The following is a 19414-nucleotide window of genomic DNA, read 5'->3' as shown; positions in this document are numbered from 1 at the left end:
AAAAAAAGAGTTCCACGAAGTTTAATTCACTTTGTGGAACTCTCTTTTTTTAGATATTTTCACTATAGATTACCAACCTTGGCCCTCTATTTCATATTGATTTAATTCTCCATTATTTAATGCTTTTATCGCATTTTCAATTGTAGTTAAAGCATAATCTAACTGTTCATATGTGATAACCAATGGAGGTTGGAACCTTAATACGTTACCTGCAACTGCGATAATAACTATGCCTTTATCAAAGCAATAGTTACAAATCTTTAATGCAGCTTCTGGATCACGTGTCTTTTCTATAGAATTAGATACGACATCAATACCTATTGATAATCCTATACCTCTTACATCTCCGATACAGTCGTAATCTTTTACCCATCGATCCATTGTTTGACGCACATATTTACCCTTTTCAGTGCTTGCTTCAAGTAAATGTTCTTCCTCTATCATTTCAAGGGTCGCCAATGCCGCTTCGCAACTAACAGGATTAGCACCCGTAGTAAATAAATGAGCCGGAGCTTCTAGTGTCTCCATAATTTCCTTACGGCCAACAATAGCTGACATAGGTAATCCACCAGCTAATGATTTGCCAAATGTAATTAAATCAGGTGTAAAATCAAAGTGTTCAACTGAACTCCATGTACCTGTGCGACCTAATCCCTGTTGAATATCATCTACAGCAATGAGTATGCCATGTTCTCTACAAATACTTTCTAAAGCTTTGAAATAACCTGGCACTGGCTCTAATAAACCTCCATCGCCTTGAATCGTTTCTAAAACAATACAAGCGACTTCTTCAGCTGGGACATACTTATCAAACATTTCTCGAAGTGGTGCTAAATATTCATCTACAGTATTTGAAGCGGGTTGTTCAAATAAACCTCTATAATTATCAGGAAATGGAATATGGTAAAAACCATTCAATAACGGTCCATAACTTTTTCTCATATTCAAACTAATCGCTGACATGGATAAAGCCCCAAACGTTGAGCCATGATAGGCATTAGTAAAACTAATAATATATGGTCGACCAGTATATGCTCGGGCAAATTTGATAATGCCATCATTAGCATCTGATCCTGTTAAACCGAATGTCACTCTTTTTTCGTAGTCACCTGGTGTAATATCACATAATTTTTTAGACAAACGAATCAATGGTTCATGATACATATAAGCAGGTGTGTAATGTACGAATTTGTCGACTTGTTTTTTAATTGCATCTGTTACTTTTTTTGGTGCATGCCCTACATTTTGTGAACTTGCACTAGCTAATAAATCAATGTATTCTTAGCCATCAACATCAACTAATGTTGCACCATAGCCATGATCAATGGCTAAAGGATAATATTTGATTCTTCCAGATTTAGCAAAATATTGCTCATCTTCTTTTATTAAGTCGTGCGCTTTACTCATAATCAAATCATCCTTCCATGATTGAACTTCACTTCATTACTGTTAATTAATTAGATAAAATAATATTCATTATTCCTCAGTTATAAAATGATTTCGATTTGATGATAGTACTCAATATACTAATATTTTTCAGATTTGTAAATATTTTCCGAAAATTCTAACTAAAAATAATCATAACTACTATTTATACTGAAATATTTGTGTATAAATAGTAGTAAATAGGGAAATCATTACTATCAAATAACTGTTAGGATGTGTTATTTATTTTAAAAATTTTATACCATTTTTTAAGTGCTATAATCATTTCCTTTATCTTATTAATAAGTAATGTCGTTATAGACTTATTTTTACAACATACGCACTTAACTCAATTGTTACTTAATATAGATTTTTTAACTAATCCTCAAAATGTACCAACTTGGATGGAGATAATTATTCACCTATTTATTGGTATTAGCATTTATATTGTTTTTGTGATTTTGTATTATATTTCTAAACATTTTTATCATTTAGCTTATCTACCATTAATGATTATATTTGTAATTATGTACCCTTTACTTATTAGTATTGCTCAAAGATCATTTTTCACATTTAGTTGGTTAGAATACATGTGGTGGATGATTGCACATATTATTTTCACTTTATTAATGTATATCAGTATCAGTTTCATTAGTAGGAACAATAAATATAGATAAAGCAAAAAGGTCGACGCAAATTCATGCATCGACCTTTTTTAGCTTATTTAACTTTTTCTATTCTTCGTCACCATTTTCATCATATTTAGTAACATTACCATCTTCGTCAACAATATATGATCCTGCTAGGTCACCGTCTTTATCAGTGAATGAGAAGCCCCACTCTCCATCACTATTCTTTTCTGGTTCTTTATATGTGTATGTGTCAGTATCTAATTTGTGACCTTCATAATCTTCAACTTTATCTATCACGTTATCACGCGTTACAGTTGTGTCTTCAGAATCTGAAGAACTATCACTATCATCAGAATCGTCTGATTCACTAAAATCTTGATTTTCATCAATAGGTTCTCCAAAACCTTTAACTTCTTCAGATGACATGTATTTTAACATTTTATCAATTTCGGATTGACTCGCATCATATAATTTAACTGTTTTCGCTTCATCTATAATTCTTTGTGTTTCTCTATCGGAATAACTAGGTGTAACCCATTCTTTTCCTTGGAAATGTGATGGAACATTATAAAGTGTGATTGTGCCATCATTGTTATTTTTATATACAACCTGACCTGCTGCATTAACACTCGGTAATAATACTTGAGTACCTTCTGGTAAACGAGCAGAATTTTTAGGCATGTATGGATTAACGAGCCCATTTGACGCATCTCCATGTTGGATTTCTAAATCTTCAAATTGGCTTTCTTTAGAACCTCTATAACTATCTAGCGCAGTTAACCAAACTTTAGCATAATATTCTTCAGAGTTTGTATCTTCTTGTTGTGATTTTGAATGATTTGAAGATGAATTATTTGAACTACTACTAGATTGTGAAGATTGATTGTTATTCGATTTATTATCACTGTTACTATTACTCTCACTAGTTGAGTCATCAGATACTTTAGAACTTCCTTTGTCATTGTCATTATTTCCAAAACTGCACCCTGCTAAAAGTAAAGATGCTGTTAATAAAGCCCCTGCTACCTTTTTCATTAAACAATCCCCTTTGTTATTTTTGTATATACATTACATTATAATTTTATTATAAACTACATTATTTCAAAAACATATATCCATTTACACAATAGTTGTAATTTACATAACTTTAACAATAGTATTGTTTTCAACATCAATTTAAATCGTTGTAGTCCCATCTGTATGAATTATTAAGTTCTTTAACATAACTTAAAGTTTAAGTGTTGATTACTTTAAATTAGCTTATTTATAAAAAATGGGTGGTACACTATTGATGTAAGAAATATTAAATCATTCACTAATTGGAAATGGGGTTTTCATTATGAAGAAACGCTCTATACTAGTAACAACTGTTTTAGCAACTGCTGTTCTCTTTTCAACATCATTTGCTAGTGAAGCTAAAGCTGAGGAAGTCACAACAAACAATGCCGTCCAAGTGGCAAAACAGGCTATGACAAATAGTGGTGGTAATCCCGACTTGCAAAACTTTAATCAAGTTAAAGATAAAGGACAATATTTCATCATTGGTATAAACAATAAATCTGGTGTTGGCGTTGGAACATATAAAGTATATAAAAATGGTGAAGTTGAATATAAAAGTGGTAACTTTGGAGAATATAGTACTTTAAATTCAAAAGATAATTATACTGCACAAGGTATTAGTTCAAAATCCTATAACGAAAAAGAACATGCTAAACAAGAAAATACATCTGTAGACAGTACAAAAGAGTTAAATGCTTACTATGTTGGTCATGTAAAATCAGATGAACTACCTGAATCTGGCCAAAAAGATATATTACCTAATGAAGCATTAGCTGGTCTGTCACTTGTTGCAGGTACAATACTTATTAGCCAAAGACAATTAAGAAAAACCTCATAAATTCAATATATATATGTAGAGAGTTATCGTTTTTAAAATGATAGCTCTCTATTTTTTATATAATTTCTCATTTAAATAGTGACGAATTTTTGAAAAATGCCTACTATTTTAGAACAACCTGAATAAAAAAACTATGTCGTGGTATATATTATCTGTAGACAAATTCAATATATAAACGCTTATATATATAAATACATTAGGAGGTAATGTAATAATGAAATATGTAATTGTAGGTACATCCCATGCAGGTTACGAAGTTATTCAAACTATTTTAAAAGAAGATAAAAATGCAGAAATAGAAGTATTCGAAAGTGGTGACAAACCTTCATTCCTTTCTTGTGGTATTCAAAGCTATTTAGAAGATGTATCACCTTCTTTAGATTCTTTACACTATGCAAACGAACAATCATACAAAGACCAAGGTGTTAATATTCATGTTAATAGTACTGTAACGGATTTAGATACAGATAATAAAACAGTTACAGTTGAAAAAGATGGCAATAGTTCAGAAGTATCTTATGATAAATTATTCTTAAGTCCCGGTGGTAAAGCCGTTGCACCACCTTTTGATGGTATAGATAAATATAACAACGTACTATTTATGCGTGGTCGCGAATGGGCAGATCAAATTAAAAAACGCATGCCTAATGCTAAAAAAGCTGTTGTAGTTGGTGGCGGCTATATCGGTATTGAAGCAGCAGAGGCATTTGCTAAAGCAGGTATTGAAACAAAAGTTATCGATGTTGCTGAACGTATTTTAAATACCTATTTAGATTCTGAGTTCACTGATATTTTAGAACAAAATAGTAAAGAACATAACTTAGAATTTATTGGCGGCGAATCAGTAAAAGCTTTAGAAGGCGACAATGAAGGTAATGTAAATAAAGTAGTAACTGATAAAAATGAATATGAAGCGGATACAGTATTAATAGCTGTAGGTGTTGCACCCGCTACTGAATGGTTAGACGGCAAAATTAAACTAGGTAATAAAGGTATTATCGAAATTAATCATAAACAAGAAACTTCAGCTAAAGATGTTTATGCTGGTGGCGATGCTACATTAGTACCATTTGCACCTATTGAAGAAGACCGTTATATTGCATTAGCTACTAATTCAAGACGTCAAGGTGTGACTGCTGCTAAAAATATGTTAGGTCATGACGTAGAAATGCCACGTGTCTCTGGTACTTCAGGATTACAATTATTTGATTATAAATTTGGTCAAACTGGTGTTCATGGAACTGAAAAAGACAGCTATGATGGTAATTTAGGTGAAAAATATGTCAAAGAACTTATTAGACCTAAATTCATGCAAGATGAAACAGACATTCACATGAAAGTGATATTTGATGAAGATAGTCATAGAATTCTAGGTGCTCAATTAATGTCTAAAGAAGACGTCACAGAAGCAATTAATACTATTTCTATTGCAATCTCTGCTGGTTATACTTTAGAACAATTAGCAGTACAAGACTTCTTCTTCCAACCAGATTATGACCGTCCTTGGAACTATTTAAACGTATTAGCTCAACAAGCATTAAATGATACGTTCGGTAGCGATCAAATGTTATTCTAATTCAATATTATTGATTGTAAAACACCTCTTGTGGTTAATTGGCCACAAGAGGTGTTTTTAATTTCTACTTATTTTGTTTATCCTTTTGATAATCTTTATCTTGGTTTTCACCTTTTTTAGGATTAAAGTTAGCGCCTTCAGTATAGTCATTACCTGCATTCCATAATAAGAATTCATTCACACCATTGTCTTTTAAAGCTTGGACTTGATCAGATAATGCTTGTGCATCATATTCTTTATAATTTCCCTCTCCTAAATAAGAAGCAGTAAAGTCTTGAATCCAAGGTCTTGAAATTGGCTTTTTCTTACCTAATTCATCTAAAATACTATTTTCCTTTTGAATATATCTATTTACTGTTTTATATGGTTCTGTATCTGGCGCTTCTAATCCGAAATCGCCTGGACTCCAATGGGACGGATAAATCATTGAAGAAATAGCGTCAACATTTTTAGAGATTTTAGGGAAACTTTGTCCAATTCCTGGCGCATTTTTTACTAGTGCAGAATAACCAAAAACATCTGCAGATATTTTAACTTTATACGGTTTTAATTCTTTATGTGCATATTCTAAGTAATTTGTGACCGTATCTACACGTTGGTCACCTTTACTTAATTTACTGTTTTTATAATCGCCTTTATCATAATCTAATTGATCTGCTTCATTTTCAAAACCTTCAGGGAATCTAACATAATCATATTGAATATCTTGGAATCCGGCTTTTGCGGCTGCTTTTGAAATGTTTACATTATATTTCCAAACATCTTTGACAAATGGGTTAACAAAACTTTCTCCTTTGCCATTTTGCCAAACTGAGCCGTCCTTTTCTTTAAATGACCACTCTGGGTGTTCTTTAGCTAATTTAGTATCTTTAAATGTGACTATACGAGCAATGGGATAAATATCATTATCTTTCAATTTTTTCAATAATGGTTTTGCTTCTGCAATATCCATCGTATTTTTATCTATCAATTTATTACCTGTATTAAATTTCATAGTGACATTACCTTCGTCATCTTTAACATCGATAACCATTGCATTTAATTTTGCATCTTTTACATATTTAATCAATTGATCTATTTTCTCACCTTGTGTTGAATTACTCGTAACATAGATACCTTTAACACCATCTTTAGGGTATGCTACTTTATTCTTTTGGTTTGCTGTTTGTTCTGATTTATTAGTATCTTTATTATCATTGTTGCCATTATTGCTACCATTACTACAACCTGCGATAATTATTGAACTTGCTGCTAATGTCACCCATAATTTTTTATGATTCATCCCTAAACCCCTTATGTGTATTAAAAAAGATTTCTTAACCATTTTATGTTTTTAAACAATATATTAAATTAAAGAAAACTTTTCTTAATTATATATTAGCACATTGCATCATTTAATTTGTATTTTACATACATAAATTATCGGAAATAATTGTTGGTTATTTAATAATCCATAATTTCTCTGGATATTGACGTTTAATCGCTTTTATTTTTTCGTGATTTTCTTTAGGAAAGTCCCATATGTACTTTAGAAATTCTATACTCATTGTTTTAGGATTCGCACCGACATTTTTATTGGTTACAACGTGTTTGATATATCTTTTAACTGCTCTCAACATACACTTTAATCGTGTTTCTTGTAACCAAATTATTGTATCAGCCTTACACACTCTCATTTCTAAAGTATCTGTATAGTTTCCATCAATAATCCATTTATTTAACATTATTATTTTCTGAATTTCACTAATAAATTGTTGTTGGCTTATAGTTGAAATTGAATTTTTCCAAAATATGTCATCTAAATGATAAAGTGGTAAATTCATTTGATGGCTAAGTAGATTGCTTAAAGTTGATTTACCAGTTCCTGGACTACCAATGATTAGTATTCTTCTACACATCATCCCCACCACCTTTACGAACATTATTATAAGTCGATTTTTTGACTTTATACTATTATAGTGTAATTTTCTTGAAATTTATAAGTTGAATCGCTTGAGAATCAGATTAATTTTTATCATACTGTAGATGAAAGTTAAGTTAAGGAGTGGAAAGTATGAATAAAGAACAATTAGAAAAAATGAAGAACGGTAAAGGCTTTATTGCAGCATTAGACCAAAGTGGTGGTAGTACACCTAAAGCTTTAAAAGAATATGGTATTAATGAAGATGAATATAGCAATGATGATGAAATGTTCAAACTTGTTCATGATATGCGTACACGCGTTGTAACTTCACCATCATTCTCAGCTGATAAAATTTTAGGTGCGATTCTTTTCGAACAAACTATGGATCGTGAAGTTGAAGGTAAATATACTGGAGACTATTTAGCTGATAAAGGTGTTGTTCCTTTCTTAAAAGTAGATAAAGGTTTAGCTGAAGAACAAAACGGTGTTCAATTAATGAAACCAATTGACGATTTAGACGACACTTTAGATCGTGCTAATGAACGTCATATTTTCGGTACTAAAATGCGTTCAAACATTTTAGAATTAAATGAACAAGGTATCAAAGATGTTGTTGAACAACAATTTGAATTCGCTAAAAAAATTATCGCTAAAGGTTTAGTTCCAATTATTGAACCTGAAGTAAATATCAACGCTAAAGATAAAGCAGAAATTGAAAATGTCTTAAAAGATGAACTTAAAAAAGGTTTAGACAATTTAGACAGCGATCAATTAGTTATGCTTAAATTAACTATCCCAACTCAACCTAACTTATATAAAGAATTAGCTCAACATCCAAATGTTGTACGTGTTGTAGTATTATCAGGCGGTTACAGCAGAGATGAAGCTAATAAATTATTAAAAGACAACGAAGATCTTATCGCAAGCTTCTCTCGTGCATTAGCTAGTGACTTAAGAGCTAGTCAATCACAAGAAGAATTCGATAAAGCATTAGGTGACGCAGTAGATTCAATCTATGATGCTTCAGTTAATAAAAACTAATATATTAATATAGAAAAGACACGTGATTAAATCACGTGTCTTTTTTTATTCTTATCTATTATTTAGTTAGTTGTTCTAATTTTTCTTTAGTTTCTTTAATAATCGCATCAAATTTTTCTTTTTTCTCGTTATCATTCATTGCTTGTTGTGATGCTTCCATAAATAATTTAAACACTTCATGTAGTTGTTTACGTGCTGCTTTCATTCCTTCAAAATCAGCATTTTTAAATTGTTCCATTCGTTTCTTAAAGTCTTCATTTTCAGGATTTTCTTCTAAAAATTGAGTACCTTCATCAGTAATAGAATATACTTTTTTATTTCCTTCTTTCTGAATAGATACAAAATCTCTATCTTCTAACATTTGTAATATTGGATATACTGAACCTGGGCTAGGTGCATAGAATCCATTGAATCTTCCTTCTAAATCTTTAATAATTTGATACCCGTGTCTTGGTTCTTCTTGTAACATTTGTAAAATGACATATTGAAGATTTCCTTTTTTAAAAAATCTATCTTTGCCATTCATTTTTCTAAAGCCACCAAACTGTCCTGGTCCTCTACCAGGTCCTCCATTCATACCAAATCCTTCAAATCTTCTCATATGACCGTTCATTCTATTTTCATTTCTATTAAACATATTAATCACCTTTCTCTATTTCGATATATCAGTATCATAAACGATATATCGTTATTTTTTAGTATAAATTAAAACCTGAAACATCTATTTGACGTTTCAGGTTCAATTGTCACTTTATTTTTTATTATTTTTTTCTACCCATTTGATAAAATTAGTATCGCTATTTCCTGAAGTTTCTGCCATTGTATGGCCTTGATCCCATACAGTTTTGAAATCAACATTTTTATTTCCAACATACTGTTTTAAAGCTAATGACAGATTTGTTTCAGTATTTAATGCTGTATCGCCTTGTTGAATTCCCGTTCTGATTCTCCAATGTTTCGCAACATTTGATTTTCCATATCCTTTATAATAATTAGATAAATAGTACATCGGATTATACATATTCATACGTGTTTCTACAGATTGGTTAAGTTTATCTTTTTGTTTTAAGTCATCATTATAATTATCTACATATTTATTTTTCCAGCCACTCATTTTTGAATATTTACTTTGATTTTGTTTTAACAATTTAGCCGTTGTTTTATCAAAATGTAGTTTTGTATGATTACCATTTGTGCCAAATACATTATTTTCTGCTTGACTACGTTTTAAATCATCAAATGCTGGTACTGATTTAGATGGTGTTTTATAATATTTGGCAAAGTCTTTAAGACTAGTGATATGCGCTTTCTTAGTTTTCTTATTATAAGTGATCCATTTACCTTTTTTATTCAGATCTTTAAGATAAGCATCCATAGTTTTATATGTTTTGTTATTTGATTGAGAGCCCATTTTTGGCATAGCACCTTTACCTTTTGGCTTTTGACCATTAGATGGTGCCTTACTTTGACCCATTCCAGCTTGTTGATTATCTGTTTTCTTATAAGGAAACTTAGTATTATTTAAAAAGTCAGTAGCTGATTCTTCAACTTCTTTTTTTAGATATTTTGCATATGAACCTTCAGTATAATAACATTGTTTAGATTTATTAAGTGATAATTTTTGTCCATTAGTAGTTAAATTTAATTTGTTGATATATGATCCATATGATTGAGCTAAATCATTAGATAATGCTTTTTGGAATGTTTTGTTTTTTCTACTATTGCTGTTTGTATATTGCCCCATTTGCCATTCATATGCTGCATCTGCTTCATCTAAATTTGTAATAGGACACCAAGACATTACACCGTCAATTTTATCGCTAATATATTTCCCTTTTTTATCAGTCATTGCTGCGCCAATTTTTTTCAAATATTTATAATATGTTTTACTATCTCCAGATGCTCCTGCAATAGCACTTTGTGCGCCACCACCACTGTGACCAAATGTGTAGACTTTTTCACTATTACCAGGTAATTCATTAGAATTAAATCTATAATAACGAATAGCCGCTTTCAAATCAGTAACTCCCCATGGAGCTCCATACTCATATGATTTATTAGATGAACTACTGGAACTATTTCCGATATTCATACTACGTCCTCTTAATCCAGCCTCTACATATATAAATCCGGCTTTCATATATTTTGAAATATTACTATATTTATATGAAGTTGGTGCACTTTGTTCAGCATAACCCGGTGTATTAACCGGATACACTAATGGTGCATTTTTAGCTGAATAACCATTTACTTTGTTTTCATTATTTACAGTAACAGTATATGTACCATCTTTATTTTTCTTACCTTTAAAATACGCAGCAGGAACATATATACCTAATTTTTCAACATTTTTAGCTTGAGGATGACTTACATAACTTATATTTAATTGATAATACACTTTATTTTTACTATCATATTTCCATTTTGTATTATCAATCTTTAATTTAGAGGATGCTTGTTTATAATCTTTAATTTTAGTATTTGAAACATTCACACCTTTTGTATGAGTTTTACTTTGATTATTATCGTGATGACCTGACTCACATCCAGTTAGCAATAAACTAGCTGTTAACATTAGGGCTAGGGCTTTTTTCATATAAGTTTCCTCCTTTAATTAATATAATTTTAATCATAGCGAGGAAACTAAGCACTATCAATTCGATTTTAGAGGTGTTTGTATTCTGAATTAGAAACGTATATTAAGTCGTTGGTCTCTTGACTTACCTTCTTTAATTTTTTGAATTTTGACGGGCAATAGACATAAAGTTCTCTAATTCTTTTGAATCTGGGCAGTCATGATGTAACTTACAATTAATATAAGAATCAATTTCCGGCTTCAATGGAATTAACTTGTAAGATTCATTTAAATAAAAACGGGCTTGATGCTCCATTATCAATGCAATACCTTCATTAATATTAACCATTTCTAATAAATTCTCCATTCGAGGAGCAGTAAATGAAATAATTGGATAAAATTGTTCTTTCTCACAACATTTGAGGAAGGCTTGGTGTTCTACTGTAAAATCAGGTGGCAAATAAAGTTGTTCATCTTTTAACATTTCTAATGATATTTCATCTTGGTTAGCTAAAGGATGTGTATTCTTAACAATTGCACAAAGTTGTTCTTTCATATATACAAAACTATTATTACTTTTGGCCGGAGAAAGTTCTCTAATAAAACTAATATCAAGTTTTTGTTGATCAATAGCTTGTTTTAATTCTATCTCCGAGCCTTCTGTAATTTTAAATCTAACCTTAGGATATAATTTCACACATTGAGATACCAATTCCGTAATACCATATTCAATCATCAAACGAGAAGCGCCCATATTTATTGTTACTATATCATCTACATCTTTTAATGAAAGATGTTTCTTTAATTCCTCTTCATTTTGACAAATTTGTTTAGCATAATGAAGAAATAGACTACCAGATTCAGTTAATTCTATCTTCTTATTAGTCCTATCAATTAAACGATGTCCTATATCATTTTCCAAAGCAGTCATATGTTTTGATAATGTTGACTGTGCTATAAACAATTCTTGTGAAGCCTTAAGATAATTCTCATATTTTGCAAGAAGTATAAATTCTTTTAAATGATTTATATCCATGAATAACAACTCCTTCAATTCGATATCTTTCAATAAATTATAAAGATATAATTGTGGTTTAATAATTATGAAAAATTATATACCTTATTAAAAAAAGATGGAACTAAAATAATTACAAATTCTAATTATTGTATAGTTCCATCTTCTATAATGTTATATATTTTTTAGTTGTCTTGATTTGTTGGAGGTGTTATATAGATATTTCCAGGATTTCCAAACATTGGTGTCCATTTTTCGATAGTATAATCTGATACTAATCCTTGTTTCCAAAATGGATCAGCTTTCAACAATGCCATTAATTGTGCTTCATTGTCTGCTTTGAGTACCAGATAAGCTTCTTTTTGATAATCATCATTATTTTCAATAGGTCCTGAAAGTAATAAATCTCCTGATTCAACAAGTTGATATAGATATATTGCATGATCTCTCACATGTTGTTTCCAATGTTCTATATCGGTGTGTACAAATTTTACTAAATAATAGGCCATCTTGCGTCTCCTTTAGTTTGTCATTATATTTCTATAAATCCTCACCATTGGTTTCAATCACGTGTTTGTACCAATCAAATGAATCTTTCTTAGTACGATCAAGTGTACCATTACCTTCATTATCTCGATCAACATGTATTAAACCATAACGTTTTTTCATTTCTCCTGTTGTAAATGAAATGATATCAATAATACCCCAAGGTGTATAACCCATTAAATCTACGCCATCTTGATCAACCGCTTCAATTGAGGCTTGGATATGTTCTTTTAAATAATTGATACGATAATCATCATGTATTTCTCCATTTTTATCAAACTCATCCACAGCACCAAAACCATTTTCTACAATGAATAATGGAATTTGATAACGATTGTATAATACATTCAATGTAAATCTAAGTCCTACTGGATCAATTGCCCAACCCCAATCGCTTGTTTGAATGTAAGGATTTTCAACTGAATTAGGTAGTCCTCCATTAATGATATTATCTTCAACACTTGTTTCACTATCAGATTTAACAACAGTAGACATATAATAGCTAAATCCAATATAATCTACAGTACCTTCACGTAAAATTTGATCATCACCTTCTACCCAACCAATATCCATATTCTCACGTTCGAACATTTTTGTAGCATAACCTGGGTAATAACCTCTTACTTGAACATCTGGGAAGAAGAATCTTAATCTACCAGCAATTTCTGCTTCCATCATATCTTTAGGGTTGCAGCTATATGGATAAATTGGAACGTGAGAAATCATAGCACCAATTTCAAATTCAGGGTTAATTTCTTTACCAATTTTAACAGCTTTAGCGCTAGCAATAAGTTCATTATGTGCAACTTGATATAGCACTTCTTCTTTATTATCATCTTCTGAAAGTAATACTCCAGAATTCGTCCATAGGAAAATTGGATTATTTAAATCCATTTGGTTATTAATTTCATTAAAAGTCATCCAATATTTAACTTTATTTTTATAACGTTTAAATACAGTTTCTGCAAAATGAGCAAAGAAATCTGCTACTTTTCTATTTTTAAAACCACCATATTCTCTAGCTAAATGAAGTGGCATTTCAAAATGAGATAATGTAATAATTGGTTGAATATCGTATTTTAGTAATTCATCAAATAAATCATCATAGAATTTCAAACCTTCTTCATTAGGTTCTACTTCATCGCCATTAGGGAATATTCTTGTCCACGCAATAGAGGTACGAAGACATTTCAGTCCCATTTCACTAAATAATTTCACATCTTCTTTATAACGATGATAAAAATCGATACCTTCATGATTTGGATAATATTTATTAGGATCAACATCTTGTGTAATTTCACGTGCTTTACCATGTTCGCCAGCTGTCATGACATCAATAACACTAAGACCTTTTCCACCTTGATCATATCCCCCTTCAAATTGATTGGCTGCTAACGCGCCTCCCCATAGAAAATCTTTTGGTAATTTAGACATTTGTAAAACCTCATTTCTCTATTTATTGGTTTTATTATAACAATTTATTTTTCAAATTTTCGATAAAATAAACAAAAAACTCAACCAAAGTGTTCGTTCAACTTTGGTTGAGTTATTCTATCTATTACTATTCGTAATAACCTAATTTTAGATCTTTTGAAGTTTGTTTACGGATTTTTCTCATTAATTGTTCATCTTCAATTAATGATTCACCGTATGAAGGAATCATTTTTTTGATTAATGGTTTCCATTCATCAGCATATTCAGCAAAGTTCTTTTCAAGTACTTCTAATGCTACTGATACTGAAGTTGATGCCCCTGGTGATTCACCTAATAATGCAATTACTGAGTGATCTTCAGAGTTTACTACTTCTGTACCAAATTGGATATAACCTTTACCGTGTTCTTTAGTATCTTTGATTACTTGAACACGTTTACCTGCTGTATAAACTTGCCAATCTTCATCACGTGCTTCTGGATAGAACGTACGTAAGTGGTTCATACAACCTTCTTTAGTCATAATCACTTGGTCGAATGAATATTTAATTAATGGTAAGTTTTTAACAGCAGATGCTAATAATGTTGTAATATTGTATGGTTTAACTGATTTGAATAAATCTAAGTTTGAACCGTTTTTAAGGAATTTAGGACCTACATTCGCAAATGGTCCAAATAACAATGTTCTTTCACCATCAATATAACGTGTATCTAAGTGAGGTACAGTCATTGGTGGTGTGCCTGGTGGTTCTTTACCATAAACTTTGGCATCGTGTTGTTTAATCACTTCTGGATTTGTACAAGCGATAAATTGTCCACTAATTGGGAACCCACCTAAATGTTTACTTTCAGGGATACCAGTTTTTTGTAATAGTGGAATTGCTCCGCCACCGGCACCAATAAATACATAGTCAGTTTCTTGTTCAAAAACTTCACCAGTGTTACGATTTTTTATTTTAACTGACCATTTACCATTAGATAAACGTTCAAAATCAATGATTTCATGATTATAATGAACATCTACATTGTCAGTTTCTTGAAGGTGTTGAGCCATTTTACGAGTTAATTCACCGTAGTTAACATCTGTACCTTCATTAATTTTACTTGCTGCCATGTAGCTACCATCATCTTGACGGCCTTTCATCATTAATGGAATCCACTTTCTCATTACATCAATATCTTCTGTGTATTCGATATTATCGAACATTGGGAAAGCTTTCATTTTTTCATAACGGTCTTTTAAGAACTTAACGTTATTTTTACCTCTTACAAAGCTAATATGAGGTAATGGGTTAATGAATGCACGTGGATCTTCAATGTTTCCAGTTTTAACTAAATGACCCCAAAATTGTTTAGAAATCTCAAATTGTTCGTTGATTTCTTTTGCTTTTTCAATATCAATTGAACCATCAGGTTGTTGAACAGTATAGTTCAATTCACAAAGTGCGGCGTGACCTGTACCAGCATTGTTACGTTCATTAGAACTTTCAATACCAGGACGGTCTAAACGTTCATATAAATGAATATTCCAGTCTGGCGCAATTTCTTTTAGCATTGAACCGAATGTTGTACTAAGTACACCGGCACCAATTAAAATTACGTCTTTTTTGTCAGACTTTGCCATTTTGTTCACCTCTCCAATATAATAAATACTTACACCAGTCCACTAAAACTGTATTTTCAATCAAAGCTCAATACAATTTTTCTAACAATCCATCTCGCAAACTAGTCTTCTATTATTATGTTAAATCAAGCTATCGGAAAAGTAAATTATTATTCTTTATAATAATAGAAATTGGTTTTGTTTATGATTATATTTTATTCACAAAAGCATGCAAATCTATATATTACTTTACTTCATTTCATAATAGTTTTAACTTTTAGTCTTTCTGTTGTAAAAACCTTTCGATATAAAATGCCGATTCTTCTATCGATTTGTATTCTGTATTAATCACAATAGCATTTAATTTATTAAATATTTCTTCAGCGTAGGACAGTTCCTTCTTAATTCTTTCTAAACTATTGTAAGTTGATGTTTTAGAAATACCTAAAGCTTCTGCACGATTTTTTCTAATATTGGCAATATAATTAGGGCTTGCTGTTAATCCAAATACTTTTAAATTTTTATGTTGAAATACACTTTCAGGAATTGTAACTTCAGGTACTAATGGTATATTAGCAATTTTGTAACCTTTATTAGCTAAATACATACTTAACGGTGTTTTAGACGTTCTAGAAACTCCGACAATTAATGCGTCCGCTTCTCCAATATCAGTAAAATGTTTACCGTCATCGTACTTCACAGAATACTCTATAGCTTCAATTCTATTAAAGTATTCTGTATTCATCTTACGTAACGCGCCACTTTCCATTAAAGGCGTAGATGTCGTATGTTTTTCAATCATCGTAATTAACTCTGACATATAGTCTATATATGATAATTGATGTTCGTTCGCGTATTGATGTCCTAATGCATTAAATGATTCATTAACTAATGTTGTAACAACAATGGCATTTTTTTCACGTGCCAATTCTAATACGTTAAGAAACTCCATCTCATCTTTAATATAAGGAAATTTCTTAATTTCTATTTGTGTTAAATCTGGAAATTGAGTTAGCGTTGCATGAATCATTCGCTGAGCTGTTTCCCCTATTGAATCAGAAACAATATAAATCGTTAATTCTTGTTCATTATGTTCTTTCACCTTATCTCTCACTTTCTTCATCTTGACTCTGAGCTGTAGCTAAGATTGCCCCAGGCACGCGGAATGGAGAACATGAAACATAATCAATAGATAACTGATTAAAACGATGAATTGATTTAGCATCGCCACCTAATTCTCCACAAACTCCAATTTTAATAGACGGATTGACTTGTTTAGCATTTGTTACGGCTAAGTTAATCAATTGACCTACACCATCATTATCTAATGTTTGGAATGGATCAAGCTGTAATATGTTATTTTCAGTATACACGTTTATAAATTTACCTGCATCATCTCTTGAGAAACCATATGTCAATTGTGTTAAATCGTTAGTTCCAAAGCTAAAGAAATCACAATGTTGTGCTAATTGGCCAGCAATCAGGCATGCTCTTGGTGTTTCAATCATTGTGCCAATTAAATATGGTACTTTGCTATTCGTTTCATTCTCTAAATCATTGATTGTTGTAATTAATTGTTTTTTTAGTGTCGTAAATTCCTCTACTGTAGAAACTAGTGGAATCATAATCTCAGGTTGGGATTCTATTCCTTGTTGTTGAAGGTTAAATACACTACTCATAATTGCTTCTACTTGCATCTCATATAATTCAGGATAAGTGACTGCCAAACGACATCCTCTATGACCTAACATAGGATTGACTTCATTCAAATCATTGATTCTTCTTTTTAAGTAATCAGTTGAGACATCTAATTGTTTGGCTACAATTTGAATATCTTCTTCTGAAGCTGGTAAAAATTCATGTAATGGTGGATCGAGTAAACGTACAATTGTTGGACGGCCATCCGATAATTTAAAAATAGATTCAAAATCTTCTATTTGATATGTTTTAATTTTGTTTAATGCTTCAACACGTTCTTCATAATTTGACGCTAAAATAAATCTTCGCATTTCTACTAGTCGTTCAGCTCCAAAGAACATGTGCTCTGTTCTTACTAAACCAATACCTTTAGCATTAAATTCATACCCAGATTTAATATCTTGAGGAGTTTCAGCATTCATGCGTACTTGTAATCTAGCCGTTTCTTCAGACCACTGCATAAACTGTTCAAATTCATCACTATGTTCTGCACTTACTGTTTCAATTTCCCCTAGATATAAATCACCTGCACTACCATCTACGGATACAATATCTCCTTCACGTAAAACATCTCCATTAGGATAATTTACAGTTTTATTCACTGTATCTATCTCTACATCAGAACATCCAGTAACACAACATTTTCCCATACCTCTTGCAACGACTGCTGCATGAGATGTCATTCCACCATGAGTTGTTACTATAGCTTCACTAGCTACCATTCCTTCTATATCCTCTGGAGATGTTTCAGGTCTCATTAAAATCACCTTATTACCACTTTCTGCTTGTTCTTTAGCTTCCTCCGCAGAAAATACGAGTTGACCAGTAGCAGCCCCTGGACTGGCTGGAAGTCCCATTTTAGAAATTACAGTTGCCTGCTTTAATGATTCTTCTTTAAAGTTTGGATGTAAAAGTGTTTCAATTGATTTAACATCTACTTGAGTTACAGCTTCTTCTTTAGATATAAGACCTTCATTAACTAAATCAACTGCAACTTTTATTGCTGCTCGTGCTGTACGTTTACCATTACGTGTTTGAAGTAAGTATAGTAGTCCATTTTCAATAGTAAATTCAATATCTTGTAAGTCTTTATAATGTGTTTCTAATTGCTTTGTTACTTCGACAAAATTTTTATGTACATCAGGCATTTGATCTTTTAATGTATTAATATCTTGTGGCGTACGTATACCTGCCACTACATCTTCACCTTGTGCGTTTAATAAGTACTCACCGAACAATTTATTTTCTCCAGTAACTGGATTCCTAGTAAACGCCACACCAGTACCGCTTTGTTCTCCACTATTACCAAACACCATTTCCTGTATATTTACAGCTGTACCTATGTCATGAGGAATATCATTCAAATCTCTATAGACACGTGCACGATCATTGTCCCAAGATTTAAATACTGCTTCAATTGCTTCTTTTAATTGCTTATAAGGATCTTGAGGAAATGGTTTACTACCATACTCCATATAAATATCTTTATACTTTTCACATATATGTTTTAATCCATCGGCAGTAATATCTGCATCTGACTCAAATTGATGTTCCTTCTTATAGTTATCAAAATATGTATCAAATCGATTCATCGGTACGCCGTATACAACGTCACCAAACATTTGTAGTAAACGACGATAACAATCATATGCAAATCTGGCGTCATTAGTTTTATTTGCAAGTTTTTCAACGTTTTCGTCATTTAATCCTAAATTTAAAATCGTATCCATCATCCCAGGCATCGATATTTTTGCACCACTACGCACTGATACAAGTAATAAGTCTTCTTGTGATGAAAATGACTTACCTGTTCGATTTGAAAATGCGTTTAAATGTTCTTGTAATTGTGATGTCACATTATCAGATAATTGACCACCTTGTTTCAAATAGTCAATACAAGCTGCAGTTGTAATTGTAAAACCATCTGGAACTGGTAATCCTAACCGTTTCATTTCAGATAAATTCGCACCTTTACCTCCAAGTAAATCTTTCATAGTCTTATTACCTTCATCAAATGCATAAATTAATTTTTCCATAAATAAGCACCTCTCTCAATATGTCATACTAATCAT

General features: G+C 31.3%; 15 protein-coding genes and 1 pseudogene. 4 read left to right on the top strand and 12 right to left on the bottom strand.

From position 1 onward, the window contains the following. Positions 1-69: 69 nt before the first annotated feature. Positions 70-1407 (bottom strand): annotated as a pseudogene (locus NSQ15_RS01370) (aspartate aminotransferase family protein). A 263-nt stretch (positions 1408-1670) separates the two neighbouring features. Here NSQ15_RS01370 and NSQ15_RS01365 point away from each other — a divergent pair. Further along, positions 1671-2102: a hypothetical protein gene (locus NSQ15_RS01365; RefSeq protein WP_072291833.1), complete on the top strand. Its 432-nt coding sequence runs from the start codon at positions 1671-1673 to the stop codon at positions 2100-2102. Positions 2103-2159: 57 nt separating this feature from the next. Here the strand turns inward: NSQ15_RS01365 and NSQ15_RS01360 are convergent, their stop codons facing one another. After that, entirely contained in the window at positions 2160-3092 is a 933-nt protein-coding gene (locus NSQ15_RS01360; RefSeq protein WP_017636631.1) for a hypothetical protein, read from the bottom strand. Between the two features lie 304 nt (positions 3093-3396). On the opposite strand from NSQ15_RS01360, the gene NSQ15_RS01355 reads away from it, so the two are divergent. Next, positions 3397-3954, top strand: coding sequence for a cell surface protein (locus NSQ15_RS01355; protein ID WP_124760365.1), 558 nt, complete (start codon positions 3397-3399; stop codon positions 3952-3954). Positions 3955-4168: 214 nt separating this feature from the next. Beyond that, positions 4169-5530 (top strand): FAD-dependent oxidoreductase, encoded by a 1362-nt coding sequence (locus tag NSQ15_RS01350; protein WP_029055944.1) that lies wholly within the window; start codon positions 4169-4171, stop codon positions 5528-5530. A gap of 64 nt (positions 5531-5594) precedes the next feature. On the opposite strand, the gene NSQ15_RS01345 is transcribed toward NSQ15_RS01350, so the two are convergent. Both NSQ15_RS01345 and NSQ15_RS01340 read right to left on the bottom strand, forming a co-directional pair. Further along, positions 5595-6812, bottom strand: coding sequence for a putative glycoside hydrolase (locus NSQ15_RS01345; RefSeq protein WP_029055943.1), 1218 nt, complete (start codon positions 6810-6812; stop codon positions 5595-5597). Between the two features lie 157 nt (positions 6813-6969). Continuing rightward, positions 6970-7428, bottom strand: coding sequence for a topology modulation protein (locus NSQ15_RS01340; RefSeq protein WP_029055942.1), 459 nt, complete (start codon positions 7426-7428; stop codon positions 6970-6972). 155 nt (positions 7429-7583) lie between these two features. Between NSQ15_RS01340 and NSQ15_RS01335 the strand changes: the two genes are divergently transcribed. Continuing rightward, on the top strand, positions 7584-8474 hold the full coding sequence (locus NSQ15_RS01335) for a fructose bisphosphate aldolase (RefSeq protein WP_017636636.1): 891 nt from the start codon (positions 7584-7586) through the stop codon (positions 8472-8474). A 58-nt stretch (positions 8475-8532) separates the two neighbouring features. On the opposite strand, the gene NSQ15_RS01330 is transcribed toward NSQ15_RS01335, so the two are convergent. The 8 genes from NSQ15_RS01330 to ppdK form a co-directional block, all read right to left on the bottom strand. Then, the gene (locus NSQ15_RS01330) at positions 8533-9111 is read right to left on the bottom strand and encodes a PadR family transcriptional regulator (protein ID WP_154874007.1); all 579 of its coding nucleotides are present in this window, start codon (positions 9109-9111) and stop codon (positions 8533-8535) included. Between the two features lie 114 nt (positions 9112-9225). Then, positions 9226-11070 (bottom strand): subtype A tannase, encoded by a 1845-nt coding sequence (locus NSQ15_RS01325; protein ID WP_340746883.1) that lies wholly within the window; start codon positions 11068-11070, stop codon positions 9226-9228. 133 nt (positions 11071-11203) lie between these two features. Then, positions 11204-12085 (bottom strand): LysR family transcriptional regulator, encoded by an 882-nt coding sequence (locus NSQ15_RS01320; RefSeq protein WP_124760359.1) that lies wholly within the window; start codon positions 12083-12085, stop codon positions 11204-11206. Between the two features lie 164 nt (positions 12086-12249). Then, on the bottom strand, positions 12250-12573 hold the full coding sequence (locus NSQ15_RS01315) for a YciI family protein (RefSeq protein WP_070453035.1): 324 nt from the start codon (positions 12571-12573) through the stop codon (positions 12250-12252). 31 nt (positions 12574-12604) lie between these two features. Further along, the gene (locus tag NSQ15_RS01310) at positions 12605-14044 is read right to left on the bottom strand and encodes a 6-phospho-beta-glucosidase (RefSeq protein WP_124760357.1); all 1440 of its coding nucleotides are present in this window, start codon (positions 14042-14044) and stop codon (positions 12605-12607) included. Between the two features lie 127 nt (positions 14045-14171). Beyond that, complete coding sequence (lqo, locus tag NSQ15_RS01305; RefSeq protein ID WP_017636644.1) at positions 14172-15665, bottom strand: L-lactate dehydrogenase (quinone); 1494 nt, start codon at positions 15663-15665, stop codon at positions 14172-14174. A gap of 256 nt (positions 15666-15921) precedes the next feature. Beyond that, complete coding sequence (locus tag NSQ15_RS01300; RefSeq protein WP_249663708.1) at positions 15922-16767, bottom strand: pyruvate, water dikinase regulatory protein; 846 nt, start codon at positions 16765-16767, stop codon at positions 15922-15924. Then, positions 16748-19378 (bottom strand): pyruvate, phosphate dikinase, encoded by a 2631-nt coding sequence (gene ppdK, locus NSQ15_RS01295; protein WP_340746882.1) that lies wholly within the window; start codon positions 19376-19378, stop codon positions 16748-16750. Before ppdK ends, NSQ15_RS01300 begins: the two co-directional genes overlap by 20 nt. Positions 19379-19414: the final 36 nt, after the last annotated feature.

The organism is Staphylococcus sp. FSL W8-0774 (assembly GCF_038006785.1).
In the GTDB taxonomy this organism is placed as follows: domain Bacteria; phylum Bacillota; class Bacilli; order Staphylococcales; family Staphylococcaceae; genus Staphylococcus; species Staphylococcus pasteuri.
This window is presented reverse-complemented; position numbering and strand designations above follow the sequence as displayed.

Excerpts from the sequence above, each read along its gene's own strand:
- NSQ15_RS01350 (WP_029055944.1), top strand. The coding sequence starts at position 4,169 with ATGAAATATGTAATTGTAGGTACATCCCATGCAGGTTACGAAGTTATT.
- NSQ15_RS01300 (WP_249663708.1), bottom strand. The coding sequence starts at position 16,767 with ATGAAGAAAGTGAGAGATAAGGTGAAAGAACATAATGAACAAGAATTA.
- lqo (WP_017636644.1), bottom strand. The coding sequence starts at position 15,665 with ATGGCAAAGTCTGACAAAAAAGACGTAATTTTAATTGGTGCCGGTGTA.
- NSQ15_RS01315 (WP_070453035.1), bottom strand. The coding sequence starts at position 12,573 with ATGGCCTATTATTTAGTAAAATTTGTACACACCGATATAGAACATTGG.
- NSQ15_RS01325 (WP_340746883.1), bottom strand. The coding sequence starts at position 11,070 with ATGAAAAAAGCCCTAGCCCTAATGTTAACAGCTAGTTTATTGCTAACT.
- NSQ15_RS01320 (WP_124760359.1), bottom strand. The coding sequence starts at position 12,085 with ATGGATATAAATCATTTAAAAGAATTTATACTTCTTGCAAAATATGAG.
- ppdK (WP_340746882.1), bottom strand. The coding sequence starts at position 19,378 with ATGGAAAAATTAATTTATGCATTTGATGAAGGTAATAAGACTATGAAA.
- NSQ15_RS01335 (WP_017636636.1), top strand. The coding sequence starts at position 7,584 with ATGAATAAAGAACAATTAGAAAAAATGAAGAACGGTAAAGGCTTTATT.
- NSQ15_RS01330 (WP_154874007.1), bottom strand. The coding sequence starts at position 9,111 with ATGTTTAATAGAAATGAAAATAGAATGAACGGTCATATGAGAAGATTT.
- NSQ15_RS01310 (WP_124760357.1), bottom strand. The coding sequence starts at position 14,044 with ATGTCTAAATTACCAAAAGATTTTCTATGGGGAGGCGCGTTAGCAGCC.
- NSQ15_RS01360 (WP_017636631.1), bottom strand. The coding sequence starts at position 3,092 with ATGAAAAAGGTAGCAGGGGCTTTATTAACAGCATCTTTACTTTTAGCA.
- NSQ15_RS01340 (WP_029055942.1), bottom strand. The coding sequence starts at position 7,428 with ATGTGTAGAAGAATACTAATCATTGGTAGTCCAGGAACTGGTAAATCA.
- NSQ15_RS01355 (WP_124760365.1), top strand. The coding sequence starts at position 3,397 with ATGAAGAAACGCTCTATACTAGTAACAACTGTTTTAGCAACTGCTGTT.
- NSQ15_RS01345 (WP_029055943.1), bottom strand. The coding sequence starts at position 6,812 with ATGAATCATAAAAAATTATGGGTGACATTAGCAGCAAGTTCAATAATT.